We start from the raw sequence: 14,145 nt of genomic DNA, 5'->3' as shown, positions 1-14,145 counted from the left end.
CCATCTAAATATCGTTTCACCGCTTGGATTTTTTCTTTTGAAGAAAATTTAGCCATAAAAAATGCACCTCCAATTGTTAGACTGTGTCTAACAATTGGGGTGCACTTCATTTCGTTGGCTTTTTCATATGCAACGGCTCCTTTTTCTTTTGCCAATTGCTGAAATGATTTTTTCGATTTCACAATCCATACTTTCGTTCCAATTGGAATGCGATCAAACAAATATTCCACATCGTTTTTCTTCATTCTTATACACCCTTGTGAAATATACTTTCCAATTGAACTCGGTTGGTTTGTTCCATGTATTCCATATTTACTTCCATCAGTTCCTCTTGCATTAAATCCAATCCACCTTGACCCAAGTGGATTTTTTGGCGATCCACCTGGAATATCCTTCGCAATGTAATACGGATCCTTTGCTTTCATTACAACATCAAAAGTTCCTTCTGGAGTTAATTCATTCGTTTTCCCTGTCGCTACTGGAAAAACCTTTTGAATCTTTCCATCGTCAATGTAAGCTAATTTATTCGTTGCTTTATTTACAATAATAAAAGGATCTCCGGCACGTGGATTATCCCCAAGAGGCCAAATCGGTGATAAAGAAAGACATAATATGATAGAGAGAAGATACGGCATAGATAATTCCTACCTTCTATATAAGTTCTTTTATATTATCCTTTCCCTTAAAGCGACTTTTAATGAGTAAATATTGTTCCATTTCATACACAAGTTGAACAAGTTTCGCACGTATCTCAAATTCTTCGCGTGTAGCTGGCAATGGCATGTCTCTAAATAATTCCCTCATTTCTTGAAGCTGCCTTAAGGAAATAACGCCAGTACTTTCAGGGCTAATAGCATTACCAATGTTTTCAACAACATCTGCAATCATGTCAGCTTGTTCATATGTCCACGATAAAGAAGCTGCTAGTGGTATCATTCGCTCTAAAATTTCGAATTGTTGCATACGCATATTAAAATAACGATAGTAATAATCATCTTCTCGCATAAATGCATTCTCAAGTTTTTTAAACGATAAATCTCTTGCTTCATTTAACATATTCTCGGTTTCAATGAGTTCTGCTCCACTCCAACTACTTTCTCGATTTCGTAAATACACAACCATTTCAAACAAAATCGTTTTAAAATTATTCTCTATTTTATCCTGATACTCTTTTAGCTTATTTTCACTACTCGGCATATACATATTTACTAATAACGCCACGCTAATCCCTATCGTTAATATAGCAATTTCATTTCCAACTATAAGCCATGTAATTTGCTTCAATGAATATAGATGCATAACAATAACTGAACTCGTGACAATACCTTCTTGAATTTTAAGCATTACTGCAGTCGGAATAAATGTAAGTAACAATATGCTAATTGCAAGTGGTGTATAGCCAATCGTTTCAAAAATACAAAACGCGAATGCCATTGATAATACACACGCTAGAAAACGATGTAACGACACTTGAAGTGATTTGCGCTTCGTATTTTGTACACATAAAATAACTAAAATGCCTGCTGAACTATAAAATTCTAACCCTAATAACTGAGCAATAAAAACTGCCGCACCTGTCCCTATTGCTGTTTTTACTGTACGATATCCAATTTTAAACATATCATTACTCCTATATGTATAAACGTATTTACAGCTAGTATAAAAAAAGGATGACACAATGTCATCCTTTTCTACTTATTATTCACATAACCTTTTCATATTACAATATTTTTTGTAAAAATTGTTGCGCACGTTCACTTTTCGGCGCTGCAAAAAATTCTTCTGGCGCACTATCTTCTACAAGCTTTCCTCCGTCCAAGAAAAGAACACGATCTGCCACTTCTTTTGCAAAGCCCATTTCATGTGTAACGATAGCCATCGTCATTCCTGTCGTAACTAACGATTTCATAACTTCTAACACTTCTTTCACCATCTCTGGATCTAGCGCCGATGTCGGTTCATCAAATAACATAACTTCCGGTTCCATCGCTAACGCTCTTGCAATTGCTACACGTTGCTTTTGTCCTCCCGAAAGACGATTTGGATACGTATCTTTTTTATCTACTAATCCAACCTTTTCTAAAAGTTTCTCAGCTTTCTTTTCAGCTTCTTGCTTCGTTACCCCTTTTACATTGATAGGAGCATACGTAATATTTTCTAATACAGTCATATGAGGAAATAAGTGAAAATGTTGAAATACCATACCGACATTTTCACGAACATGCATAACATTCGTTTTCGGATTCGTTACTTCTTCCGTCCCAATCCAAATGTGACCATCCGTTGGTGCTTCTAACATATTCATACAACGTAAAAATGTTGATTTTCCTGATCCAGAAGGCCCTATAATTGCGACTACTTCCCCTTTTTCAATTGTTGTTGTAATTCCTTTTAATACTTCGTTTTTACCAAATGATTTATGAAGGTTTTCAATTTTAATCACTTTTCTTCATTCTCCCTTCAATTGCCTTCCCGACTAATGTAAGAATAATCACTAACATATAATAAATCAGTCCAACAAAAAGTAATGGTTCAAGATATTTAAATGTCTCACCGCCTACAATGTAAGCACGACGCATTAAATCAGTCGCGCCTATTACTGTTACTACAGCCGATTCTTTCGTAAGTGTCGCAAATTCGTTCACAAGCGCTGGTAATATATTTTTTAATGCTTGAGGGAAAATAATATTTCTCATCATTTTTCCGTACGGTATCCCTAAAGCCATTGCTGCTTCTGTTTGTCCTTTATCAACCGCTTGAATACCAGCACGAATTACTTCTGACATGTATGCACCTGAATTCAAGCTAAATGCAAGTACAGCAGCTAAGAATGCTGGTATTTCATAACCAATTATTTGTGGGACGCCGAAATAAATAATCATTAATTGCAATACAAGGGGTGTACCACGAAAAATTGATGTATAAAAATCTGCTGCTATATTTAATGCTCGTATTCTAGCAATTTTACAAAGTGCTAATAGCGTTCCTAAAATAAATCCTGCTAAAGCTGATACTGCTACAATTTTCAAAGTAACTTCTAAACCTTTTAGTATATATGGTATCGAAGGCGTAATCGCCGAAAAATCTAAGTTCATTCTTTTCATTCCCCTCACAGAAAAGTGAAAGGCAGCTTATTTTCCGCTGCCAAACCATTTCTTCACTAATTTATCCATTTCTCCATTTTCTTGCATTTTTTTAATTACTTTATTAAATTCAGCTGTTTTATCACTGTTTTTCGGAAGGGCAATTGCTGCTCCAACTTCTTCTGGTGCTTCTTTAATTTCAATTCCTTGTAAATCTTTCATTTTCTCTAAATAATTTTTACCAACTGTATCTTCTATAATTGCAGCGTCAAAACGACCAGCTTTAATTTCTTGTACGATTTCTGGTATACGGTCACGTCCCTCAACTTGGAAATCTACTTGTTTTTTAAATTCTGAAGCTTTCTCTTCTTGAATAGACCCTGTTTGTACCCCTACTTTTTTCCCTTTTAAATCCTCTACAGATTTAATGTTAGAATCCTTTTTAGAAACGACCATATTTTTCGCAACAAAATAAATATCTGTAAAATCAACATTATTTTTACGCTCTGCAGTTGGCGTCATACCTGCCATTACGAAATCAACTTTTCCTGAACTAAGAGATGCTAATAAACCACCAAAATCCATATCTTTCACTTTCACTTCATACCCAAGTTCTTTTCCGATATATTTAGCAACATCAACATCAAAGCCAATAATTTCATCGCTCTTTGACGCATCTACATATTCATAAGGTTTATAATCTGCTGAAGTTCCCATTACGAGTACTTTTTTATTTCCTTTTGTTTCTTTCGATTCCCCATTACTACAAGCGCTGAATATACTTACAATTAAAATAAGTGCAAACGATATTGATACTAACTTCTTCATCTTTCTTCCCCCTAATAATGTATATTTAAAAGTTTAATAGAATATTTATTCGATGTTTGTATTGTATCAGCACTTTTATTTTTATGCAATATATAAAATAAAAATAAATAATGAAACAATATAAACGCTAATTGTTATGTATAAAATGATGCATAAAATAACAAAACTATGCATATCTCAGAAATTTTAATAATAAATAAAAAAGGCGGCACATCCACTTGATTGTGGACGTGCCGCCTTTTCTCTTATTTTTTATAGTTCTTCACAATTCTCTTCGAAATATGATTGTAGTTTCGCAATAACTTGCATCGGTTCATGACCTTCAATTTCATGACGCTCTACCATCGTTACAATTTTTCCATCTTTTAATAAAGCAAATGATGGAGAAGAAGGTGGGTACCCTTCGAAATATTCACGCGCTCTTGCTGTCGCTTCTTTATCTTGACCTGCAAACACCGTTACAAGGTGGTTAGGACGTTTATCATAATGTACGGAATGCGCAGCAGCAGGACGAGCAATACCACCTGCACAACCACATACAGAGTTTACCATTACAAGTGTTGTTCCATTTCTTTTAAACGCTTCTTCTACCGCTTCCGGCGTCGTCAATTCTGTATATCCAGCAGAGACAATCTCTTCACGCGCTTGGCGGACAACATCATTCATAAAAAAGTTAAAATTAATCACTCTTTTCCCTCCTCTAAAACTACCTATTTGTATCTTACCAGTTAATGTTTATGAAATACAAGTAAGTTTACTTGTATTTAAGTATAGAAAAGGTGTTAGAGCTCTTGCTCTAACACCTTTTCTTTAATGACCACGATGTTTTTGCTTTGCTTTTTGTACTTTCATTAAACGTCTTCTTTCTTTTTCAGCTTCTCGCTTCTCTTTAGACTGCAGTTTCTTTTCTTGTTTATGCAATTCATAAGATAAACTAATCGCCTCTTGCGCCTTAGTAAAACGTTTAATAGTTGTTTCTTTTGCTGCTTGTCGTATGATACGCTTTATGTTTTTAGGACGCTGTTTTTCTTTAACTTCTACACCACATTTTGCAAAGTGCTGAAAATGCTCTAAAAGTGAACCATTCACAAACATAAGCACTTCTTCATCTGACGGTTCCGCCCCAAAAATATACCTCGCCCCATACAATTTCCCTTTTTCTTTACATGTAATGATTCCAACAAAAAATTGGCCATCGTGATATACTGTCAAATCCATTGACAGCCCCTCCTTTAAAAGATTAGAAATACGGGACATCCCGGAGGGGAAGGTTACTGACATGAAATCATGCGTCTGGACTACCAACCAGAGCTGTGTTTTTGTATTTCTTTCACTATTATTATATATTTTTTTCCATAATCTTCATATATTCAGCAATCATTTTTTTATGCGATCCTACAATATAGTCGGGTAGTTCTGTTACTGAAAAGAATTTAAGCTGAACTGCTTCTTCTTTATTCATAACAAAATCCCCTTCGTATTCATCCGTATAATAGGCGGTTGTTACAGATTGAAATTCATCACCGTTTTCTAATTTTGTAAAGTAGTTCGCTCCAGAAAATACATTGATTAGTCGCAAGTTCTTCACTTTTATTCCTGTCTCTTCATATACTTCACGATAAGCTGTTTCTTCTGGTGATTCACTAAGCTCCATTAGCCCGCCAGGTAGCCCCCATTTTCCGTACGGCTCTGTCCGCTGCTGCAATAAAACATATCCATTTTCATTTATAACGAGTACAACAGCACCAACTAAAATTAAAGGGCGATGACCAACTATTTTTCGTAATTCTTCTACATATCCCACCGTATCGCCTCCTTTTTCGTTGTCCACACTATTGTATCATATGTACGAAACGACAAAATGCGTATATTTTTCATTTTTTTAACAAAATATTTATTTTATGTGATTCATCTACTGTAGCTAACATAATAGATTCGACTTCTGTACTCTCCTCTAGAAATTCTCTCGCCCACGCTTCTGTTTTTCCTAATAATGCAAGAACATCTTTCTGTATCCTCCCATCCTTTACTAATACAAAAGAAACTGGAGATTTTTTTCCCGCCACTTTAAGATCAAGCCGCGAAACTGCTTCATATTCTGGATACCGAAATATAGAAACGACACCGTTTGCTTCCCATAATGCTAATTTAATCGTTTGAATATCGCTCACATTTCGCATACGAAGTTCCGAAAACAAATATTCCAAGGTAATTCTCGCCTTTTTCAAATTGCTAAAATTAATGGAACCATTGTGTATAAGAATAATAGGTGCAGGCTCTAAAAAACGTCTCCATCTATCCCATTTCAGCATTAAAACTGAGCTTATAATATGAAGTACAACAAGTATGAACGTTGTAATCATCGATCCCAGTAACCCTACTTTTTCATCAGACAATGCGTTAGAAATATTTCCACCAAGCAATAACACTAATACAACATCTAAAAAACGAAGTTGTGCGATAGACCTTTGCCCCATCGCTTTCGCAACTAATATTAAAAATATGTATGCTATAATAGCCCGAATAACCCATTCACTATTAGAAAGATGTCGTGCTCCTTCAAAAATATGCATATGCATCACTTTGCACTCCTTACCCGTCTCAAACTGCTATCCTGTTTTAGTTTGCAACGTTTATGAGCATATATGTAAAAAAGCTGGTTCGTTTAAAAACGAACCAGCTTTTTTTACTTAACTGAAAACATATATTTTTTATAAGTTTTCCGTACCGATAATATGAGCCCCATCATAATCATATTTGAGAATAAGGAACTTCCCCCATACGATAAGAAAGGTAATGCAATACCTTTTACAGGCATTAATCCAACGATCATACCAATGTTTTGGAATATTTGAACTGTTAATATACCGATTGATCCAGCGCATAATAATGTACCAAATAAATTATCAGCGGAATAACCAATAATAATTGTTCGATATAGTAGTAATAGGAACAAGAAGACAACTAAGGCTGCTACGATAAATCCACCTTCTTCGGCAATTGTAGCGAAAATAAAGTCAGTATGCTTCTCTGGAATATAGACGCTTCCTCCCCCAAACCCTTTACCTTCCATTCCTCCACTACCTACAGCTAAAATCGATTGCTGTGTTTGATAACCTTGATCTGCATTTTCAAATGGATTTAACCAACCTACAATACGCGACTGTTGGTGAGGCTTTAGTAAAGTAACTAAATTATTATAGAAAAAGTCTTGATACTTAAAGAAAATAAATATTAAAGCAGATAATATGGTCAACGGAATAACTGTACATAATGCTATCAATTTCTTTTGAATACCTGACATAAATAGAATACATGCAATAGCAGCAGCATATAAGAACACCATACCTGTATCAGGTTGACTATATACAACCGCCATAGGTGGAAGTGACACTAGCATAATTTTACCTACTAGCTTTAAATCTGTTTGGAATGTCCTTGCCATATACTGTGCATTATGTTTCACTGCTATACTCGCTACTACAAGTAGCAATGCAATTTTGAAAAACTCAGACGGCTGAATTTGCCCAAATACTGGGAAAACAAACCATCTTTTTGCACCTAATTTTTCAGGTGTAAAACCTGATGGTGGTAATACTTTCAAAAGAATAAGTGAAGCAAATCCAGCAATATAAAGCGGCCAAGATAATTTTTGCAATTGATCTAAGTCGATGCTTGCAACAAGAAGTAACAATACAACCCCAATTATGTAGTTAACACCTTGTTTCATAGCAAAGTTTGCAGCTCCATACTGTCCCGTTTGCTGACTGCTATATATAGCAGCTATACTCGTCACACATAGTGCACACAAAATTAAAATTAATTTTACATCTAAACTTTTTAGAAACTCGGTACTTCTTTTCATGACATCCTCCTGAAACATTGTTACGGCAAAAATAAAAAACCAGGAGTCAACATTCTTCATGTTTTGACGACTGATTACACATTATCTATAAAACACTTATATAGAATAACTCTCTTTTTCATACAATACAATATATTATACTACAGTTTCATCAGTAAGATTTGCCAAAAAAATTATTCTTTTCTTATTTTATATCCATATACCATATATCAGCAATGTATTTTCGTAAATTCCTAATACATAATCGTTTATTGTAAGATTACTGGGAAAGATATTTATACATATAGTAGGATGTAAATGAAGAAATAAGATAATAAAAAGCTCGCATAAGCGAGCTTTTTATTAATATACAGATGTATTATTTTCTGACATGTTTTCTAAAATTTCTTTAACACGTCCTAAGAACTTACCACAAATTAAACCATCAAGTACTCGGTGATCAAGTGATAAACATAAGTTAACCATATCACGAGCACCGAACATACCGTTATCCATAATTACTGGGCGTTTTACAATTGATTCAACTTGTAAAATAGCTGCTTGCGGGTAATTAATAATACCCATAGATTGAACAGAACCGAATGATCCTGTGTTATTAATTGTAAATGTTCCACCTTGCATTTCGTCTGCTTTTAACGATTTCGTACGTACTTTTCCTGCAAGTTCTGTAATTTCACGAGCGATACCTTTAATTGTTTTCTCGTCCGCTTGCTTAATTACTGGTACAAATAGTTCTTCCTCTGTTGCAACAGCGATAGAAAGGTTAATATCTTTCTTCTGAACAATTTTATCGCCAGCCCACATTGAATTAATTTGAGGATACTCTTTTAACGCTTGTGCTACTGCTTTTACGAAGAAAGCAAAGAACGTTAAGTTAAAGCCTTCACGCTTCTTAAAGTCACCTTTAATTGAGTTACGGTATGACACAAGGTTTGTCACATCTACTTCAATCATCATCCAAGCATGTGGTGCTTCGTGTTTACTACGTAACATGTTTGCTGCGATTGCTTTACGCACACCTGTTACTGGAATTTCGATATCTCCAGGCATTGTAGGTACAGAAACTGGTTTCGCAGCTTCTACTTTTTGCGCTACTGGTGCTGCTTTTGGTGCTTCTGGGCGAGCTTCTACTACTGCCGCTACAGCTTCCTCTTTCTTCGCCGCACCTGCTTGTGGGATATTTCCAGATTCCACTAGCTTTAAAATATCTTTACGAGTGATACGGCCGTTTGCTCCCGTACCTTCTACTAGATCTAAATCAACGTTATGCTCACCCGCAAGCTTTAACACAGCTGGTGAAAAACGTGGTTTTCCATCAGTTGGTTGTTTTACTTTCGGTGCTTTTTCAGACGTAGCTACTTCTGCCTTGGATTCTTCTTTTGTTTTTTCCTCAACAGCTGTTGCTGCTACTTCATCTGCGCCTTCTACTTGAATAACACAAACTACTTCACCTACAGCTAACGTATCACCTTCACCAGCGATTAACTCTTTCACAACCCCCGTGAAAGAAGATGGTACTTCAGCATTTACTTTATCAGTCATTACTTCTGCAAGCGGATCATACTTATTTACGTGATCGCCAACATTAACGAGCCATTTACTAATTGTGCCCTCTGTAACGCTCTCCCCGAGCTGAGGCATTGTAATATTTTCTACAGCCATGTATAGTCCCCCCGATTAAAATTCCGCAAGTTCACGCATTGCTTTTTCAACTTTATCTGGATTTACCATAAAGAATTTTTCCATTGTTGGTGCATATGGCATTGCTGGAACGTCTGGACCTGCAAGACGTGCGATTGGCGCATCTAAATCAAATAGACAGTTTTCAGCGATAATTGCTGCCACTTCACTCATAATGCTTCCTTCTTTATTGTCTTCTGTTACAAGAAGAACTTTACCTGTTTTAGAAGCTGCTTCAATGATTGCTTCTTTATCTAATGGATATACAGTACGTAAATCAAGAATGTGTGCAGAGATGCCATCTTGTGCTAACTTTTCAGCCGCTTGAAGAGCAAAATGAACACATAATCCGTACGTGATAACTGTAATATCATCACCTTCACGTTTTACATCTGCTTTTCCGATTGGTAATACGTAGTCATCCTCCGGTACTTCACCTTTAATTAAACGATATGCACGTTTATGTTCAAAGAATAATACTGGATCTTCATCACGAATGGCTGCTTTTAATAAGCCTTTTGCATCATATGGTGTAGAAGGGATAACGATTTTTAAACCTGGTTGGTTTGCAAACATCGCTTCTACAGATTGTGAATGATACAATGCACCGTGAACACCCCCGCCAAATGGTGCACGGATTGTAACTGGACAAGTCCAATCATTATTAGAACGATAACGAATTTTTGCTGCCTCAGAAACAATTTGGTTTACTGCTGGCATGATGAAATCAGCAAACTGCATTTCAGCGATTGGACGCATACCATACATTGCTGCACCAATTGCTACCCCAGCAATTGCAGATTCTGCAAGCGGTGCATCAAGCGCACGATCTTCACCAAATTGGTCATACAAACCGTGTGTCGCTTTAAACACGCCACCTTTTTTACCAACATCTTCTCCTAAAACAAATACTTTCTCATCGCGTTCCATTTCTTCGCGCATTGCTAATGTAATAGCATCAATATAAGACATTACAGCCATGAAACGTTCCCCCCTATTCTGCGTATACGTGCTTCAATGCATCTTCAGGTGCTGCATACGGAGCATTTTCTGCATATTCTGTTGCTTCATTTACGATATGCATAATTTCGTCTAACATTTGTTTTTCGGATTCCTCAGTTAACACACCAGCTTCTTTTAAATAAGCTGCGAATGTTATAATTGAATCTTTTTTCTTTGCTTCTTCTACTTCTTCTTTATCACGATAAACACGATCATCATCGTCACTAGAATGTGCTGTTAAACGATATGATACTGTTTCAATTAAAGTTGGTCCTTCACCACGACGACCGCGATCTGCTGCTTCTTTTACAGCTTTATATACTGCAAGTGGATCGTTTCCGTCTATTGTATATCCGGGCATACCGTAACCAATCGCACGATCTGATACGTTTTTACATGCTAATTGTTTTTCAACTGGAATAGAGATTGCATATTTGTTATTTTCACACATAAAAATAACAGGTAGTTTGTGTACACCAGCAAAGTTTGCCCCTTCATGGAAGTCACCTTGGTTTGAAGAACCTTCTCCAAATGTAACGAACGTTACTAAATCTTTCTTCTCCATTTTTCCAGCTAGTGCAATACCAACTGCATGTGGTACTTGTGTTGTTACTGGAGATGAACCTGTAACAATACGATTTTTCTTTTGACCGAAGTGACCAGGCATTTGACGACCACCAGAGTTTGGATCTCCAGCTTTCGCAAAAGCAGACAACATAAGCTCTTTAGCTGTCATACCAAATGCTAGTACAACACCCATATCACGGTAGTATGGTAATGCATAATCTTTCTCTCTATCAAGAGCGAACGCCGCTCCAACTTGTGCAGCCTCTTGTCCTTGACAAGAAATTACGAATGGAATTTTACCAGCGCGGTTTAATAACCACATACGTTCGTCAATTTTACGTGCAAGTAACATCGTACGGAACATTTCTAATACTTGCTCATCACTTAAGCCAAGCTCTTCATGGCGCTTTTCTTTTACTTCTGCCATTTTTCATAACCTCCTAAATCCACATTTTTATGCGTGTAACGCTCTTCCATCTACAGCAAGTGCTGCTTCACCAATCGCCTCAGATAATGATGGATGCGGATGAATTGTATGTGCTACTTCCCAAGGTGTTGCATCAAGTACTCTTGCAAGACCCGCTTCAGAAATCATATCTGTTACATGTGGTCCAATCATATGAACACCAAGAATGTCATTTGTCTCTTCATCAACTACAAGTTTTACGAAACCATCTGATTCTCCGTATACAAGTGCTTTTCCGATTGCGCGGAATGAGAACTTACCTACTTTTAACTTATAGCCTTTTTCTTTCGCTTCTTGTTCTGTTAAACCGACAGAAGCAACTTCTGGACTGCTATATACGCATTTTGATACCATAGAGTAATCAATTGGTGTAACTTCTTTCCCTGCAATATGTTCTACTGCAGCAATTCCTTCATGAGAAGCAACGTGAGCAAGTTGCAGGCCACCGATTACATCTCCAATTGCGTAAATATGCGATTCTTTCGTTTGATAAAACTCATTTGTTTGAATGTATCCTTTTTCCACAACGATATCTGTGTTCTCTAAGCCAATATTTTGCGTATTCGCTTGTCTTCCTACAGATACAAGCATTTTTTCTGCTTTAAATTCTTTATTTTCACCGTTGTGTTCAGCTTGGATTGTTACTCCATTATCTTTTACCAATGTTTCTGGTAATACTTTTGCACCAGTTACCACTTTAATACCTTTTTTCTTGAATAGACGTTGCATTTCTTTTGAAACGTCTTGATCTTCTAGTGGTAATATTGTTTTCGCATACTCTAATACTGTAACTTCTACACCGAAGTCAGCAAGCATAGATGCCCACTCAATACCGATTACACCGCCACCAACGATAATAATCGAACTAGGAAGCGTTTCCATTTTTAGGGCATGATCTGAAGACATTACGTACTCTCCGTCTAATTCTAAACCTGGTAATGAATTTGGACGAGAACCTGTTGCAATAAGTACATTTTTTGGAATTAACATTTCATTCTCTTCTCCACTTGCAAGTTCAACTGAAATTGTCCCTGGCATCGGAGAGAAAATAGATGGGCCAAGAATACGGCCAATACCTTCAAACACATCAATTTTACCTTGTTTCATTAAGTGTTGAACGCCTTTATGAAGCTGCGTTACAATCTTCTCTTTACGCTCTTGTACTTTCGCAAAGTTTAGTTCTACATTGCTTGCAATAACTCCGAACTCTTCGCTTTTTTTAGCAGTTGCATATACTTCCGCACTACGTAAAAGAGCTTTACTAGGGATACATCCTTTGTGTAAACAAGTACCACCAAGATTTTCTTTTTCGACTAGTGCAGTTTTTAACCCTAGTTGTGATGCACGAATTGCAGCAACATATCCACCAGTACCGCCGCCAACGATGACTAAATCATATTCTTTTGCCATTATCTCAACCCCTAGCTACCGTTTCTTTTTCACGTACAACATATTCTTTTGGAGCTTCTTCTTCACGTAATACACGAAGTGCTCCTTCTGCTAACGCTTCTAACTCATCTTCGCCTGGATGTACGATAACATCTGCAATCCAGTCCACTCGCTCTTTTATTTCATCGACAAGAATTTTACTGTATGCCAGTCCACCAGTTAATACGATTGCATCGATTTTCCCGTGAAGTACAGCGCTAGCTCCGCCAATCTCTTTTGCAACTTGATATGCCATTGCTTTATAAATAAGAGTTGCTTCAGGATCACCTTTTTCAACCATTTTCTCTACTTTAATCGCATCATTTGTACCGATTAAACTTACAAGTCCACCTTGTCCGACAAGCTTTTTAATCATTTCATCTCGGTAATACTCACCAGAGAAACACATTTCTACTAGTTGCCCTACTGGTACTGTACCAGCACGCTCTGGACTAAATGGTCCTTCTCCGTTTAAACCGTTATTCACATCGATTACTCTTCCTTTTTTATGAGCACCAACTGTAATACCACCGCCCATATGTGTAACTAATAAATTTAAATCCTCATATTTGTGGTTTAACTGTTCGGCTACTTTACGAGCAACTGCTTTTTGATTTAATGCATGGAAGATACTTTTACGTTCCATACCAGCAATACCACTTATACGAGCAACTGGCTCCATCTCATCTACAACGACAGGATCCACAATAAATGCAGGAATGTTTAATCCAGAAGCAATTTCATATGCTAAAATGCCTCCAAGGTTTGAAGCGTGATGACCGCTAAACCCATTTTTTAAATCTTCTAACATCGCATCGTTTACTGTATACGTACCGCCTTCGATTGGACGAAGTAATCCACCACGTCCACAAACAGCGTTTAATTTTGAAATGTTAATACCATGAGAATGTAGAACTTCTAAAATCGTTTCTTTTCGAAACTCATATTGGTCGATAATTCGCTTGTATTTCCCAATCTGTTCTACGTCATGACGAATCGTTTCTTCTAAAACGGGTCTTTCATTATCAAAAACACCAATTTTTGTGGATGTACTACCTGGGTTAATAACAAGAATTCGATTTACAGACAATGTTGCTACCTCCACTAATAAATTCAAAAGACCAACTATGAAAAGTCAAGGGGACATTTTCAAAAAATATTGCTAGAGGATTTTGAAAATAAATCCACTGGATTCGATAGGAAGTGGCTAAACGTCTTCATAAAGT

14 protein-coding genes and 1 pseudogene are annotated in these 14,145 nt (G+C 36.6%); all 15 read right to left on the bottom strand.

The genetic code is table 11. The annotated features are described in order from the left end of the window. Positions 1-113 precede the first annotated feature (113 nt). Positions 114-635 (bottom strand): annotated as a pseudogene (locus ACS2CR_RS30420) (L,D-transpeptidase); the annotation flags it as partial. A 16-nt stretch (positions 636-651) separates the two neighbouring features. After that, positions 652-1,620, bottom strand: a complete 969-nt coding sequence (locus ACS2CR_RS30415; protein ID WP_000472665.1) for an aromatic acid exporter family protein — start codon at positions 1,618-1,620, stop codon at positions 652-654. 100 nt (positions 1,621-1,720) lie between these two features. Then, a complete protein-coding gene (locus ACS2CR_RS30410; RefSeq protein WP_000590202.1) occupies positions 1,721-2,443 on the bottom strand; it encodes an amino acid ABC transporter ATP-binding protein in 723 nt (240 codons plus the stop codon). Beyond that, entirely contained in the window at positions 2,436-3,095 is a 660-nt protein-coding gene (locus tag ACS2CR_RS30405; protein WP_001046915.1) for an amino acid ABC transporter permease, read from the bottom strand. Before ACS2CR_RS30405 ends, ACS2CR_RS30410 begins: the two co-directional genes overlap by 8 nt. 36 nt (positions 3,096-3,131) lie before the next feature. Continuing rightward, a complete protein-coding gene (locus ACS2CR_RS30400; RefSeq protein ID WP_016111654.1) occupies positions 3,132-3,911 on the bottom strand; it encodes a transporter substrate-binding domain-containing protein in 780 nt (259 codons plus the stop codon). Between the two features lie 252 nt (positions 3,912-4,163). Beyond that, positions 4,164-4,577 carry a BrxA/BrxB family bacilliredoxin gene (locus ACS2CR_RS30395; RefSeq protein WP_001979317.1) on the bottom strand — a complete coding sequence of 138 codons (414 nt, stop codon included), beginning with the start codon at positions 4,575-4,577 and terminating at the stop codon, positions 4,164-4,166. 144 nt (positions 4,578-4,721) lie between these two features. Next, the gene (locus tag ACS2CR_RS30390) at positions 4,722-5,129 is read right to left on the bottom strand and encodes a YjdF family protein (RefSeq protein ID WP_000366585.1); all 408 of its coding nucleotides are present in this window, start codon (positions 5,127-5,129) and stop codon (positions 4,722-4,724) included. Positions 5,130-5,250: 121 nt separating this feature from the next. Further along, positions 5,251-5,715: an NUDIX hydrolase gene (locus tag ACS2CR_RS30385; protein ID WP_053512782.1), complete on the bottom strand. Its 465-nt coding sequence runs from the start codon at positions 5,713-5,715 to the stop codon at positions 5,251-5,253. Between the two features lie 70 nt (positions 5,716-5,785). Next, positions 5,786-6,490, bottom strand: coding sequence for a DUF421 domain-containing protein (locus tag ACS2CR_RS30380; RefSeq protein ID WP_000550964.1), 705 nt, complete (start codon positions 6,488-6,490; stop codon positions 5,786-5,788). 107 nt (positions 6,491-6,597) lie between these two features. Beyond that, positions 6,598-7,776, bottom strand: a complete 1,179-nt coding sequence (locus ACS2CR_RS30375) for an FtsW/RodA/SpoVE family cell cycle protein (protein WP_000831181.1) — start codon at positions 7,774-7,776, stop codon at positions 6,598-6,600. 342 nt (positions 7,777-8,118) lie between these two features. Continuing rightward, positions 8,119-9,438, bottom strand: a complete 1,320-nt coding sequence (locus ACS2CR_RS30370) for a dihydrolipoamide acetyltransferase family protein (RefSeq protein WP_000257681.1) — start codon at positions 9,436-9,438, stop codon at positions 8,119-8,121. A 15-nt stretch (positions 9,439-9,453) separates the two neighbouring features. After that, positions 9,454-10,437, bottom strand: coding sequence for a 3-methyl-2-oxobutanoate dehydrogenase subunit beta (gene bfmBAB, locus ACS2CR_RS30365; RefSeq protein WP_000290071.1), 984 nt, complete (start codon positions 10,435-10,437; stop codon positions 9,454-9,456). A 13-nt stretch (positions 10,438-10,450) separates the two neighbouring features. Continuing rightward, positions 10,451-11,452 carry a 3-methyl-2-oxobutanoate dehydrogenase subunit alpha gene (gene bfmBAA, locus ACS2CR_RS30360; protein ID WP_000852551.1) on the bottom strand — a complete coding sequence of 334 codons (1,002 nt, stop codon included), beginning with the start codon at positions 11,450-11,452 and terminating at the stop codon, positions 10,451-10,453. A 27-nt stretch (positions 11,453-11,479) separates the two neighbouring features. Next, positions 11,480-12,901, bottom strand: a complete 1,422-nt coding sequence (lpdA, locus tag ACS2CR_RS30355; RefSeq protein ID WP_001051289.1) for a dihydrolipoyl dehydrogenase — start codon at positions 12,899-12,901, stop codon at positions 11,480-11,482. A 4-nt stretch (positions 12,902-12,905) separates the two neighbouring features. Then, positions 12,906-14,009, bottom strand: a complete 1,104-nt coding sequence (gene buk / locus ACS2CR_RS30350; RefSeq protein ID WP_000115780.1) for a butyrate kinase — start codon at positions 14,007-14,009, stop codon at positions 12,906-12,908. Positions 14,010-14,145 lie beyond the last annotated feature (136 nt).

The organism is Bacillus cereus group sp. BceL291 (genome assembly GCF_051776705.1).
Classification (GTDB): Bacteria; Bacillota; Bacilli; order Bacillales; family Bacillaceae_G; genus Bacillus_A; species Bacillus_A cereus.
Note: the sequence above shows the minus strand (reverse complement) of the source record. Positions and strands in the feature narration are given on the sequence as shown.

Excerpts from the sequence above, each read along its gene's own strand:
- bfmBAB (WP_000290071.1), bottom strand. The coding sequence starts at position 10,437 with ATGGCTGTAATGTCTTATATTGATGCTATTACATTAGCAATGCGCGAA.
- lpdA (WP_001051289.1), bottom strand. The coding sequence starts at position 12,901 with ATGGCAAAAGAATATGATTTAGTCATCGTTGGCGGCGGTACTGGTGGA.
- ACS2CR_RS30405 (WP_001046915.1), bottom strand. The coding sequence starts at position 3,095 with ATGAACTTAGATTTTTCGGCGATTACGCCTTCGATACCATATATACTA.
- ACS2CR_RS30375 (WP_000831181.1), bottom strand. The coding sequence starts at position 7,776 with ATGAAAAGAAGTACCGAGTTTCTAAAAAGTTTAGATGTAAAATTAATT.
- ACS2CR_RS30370 (WP_000257681.1), bottom strand. The coding sequence starts at position 9,438 with ATGGCTGTAGAAAATATTACAATGCCTCAGCTCGGGGAGAGCGTTACA.
- ACS2CR_RS30395 (WP_001979317.1), bottom strand. The coding sequence starts at position 4,577 with ATGAATGATGTTGTCCGCCAAGCGCGTGAAGAGATTGTCTCTGCTGGA.
- ACS2CR_RS30415 (WP_000472665.1), bottom strand. The coding sequence starts at position 1,620 with ATGTTTAAAATTGGATATCGTACAGTAAAAACAGCAATAGGGACAGGT.
- ACS2CR_RS30390 (WP_000366585.1), bottom strand. The coding sequence starts at position 5,129 with ATGGATTTGACAGTATATCACGATGGCCAATTTTTTGTTGGAATCATT.
- ACS2CR_RS30400 (WP_016111654.1), bottom strand. The coding sequence starts at position 3,911 with ATGAAGAAGTTAGTATCAATATCGTTTGCACTTATTTTAATTGTAAGT.
- bfmBAA (WP_000852551.1), bottom strand. The coding sequence starts at position 11,452 with ATGGCAGAAGTAAAAGAAAAGCGCCATGAAGAGCTTGGCTTAAGTGAT.
- ACS2CR_RS30380 (WP_000550964.1), bottom strand. The coding sequence starts at position 6,490 with ATGCATATGCATATTTTTGAAGGAGCACGACATCTTTCTAATAGTGAA.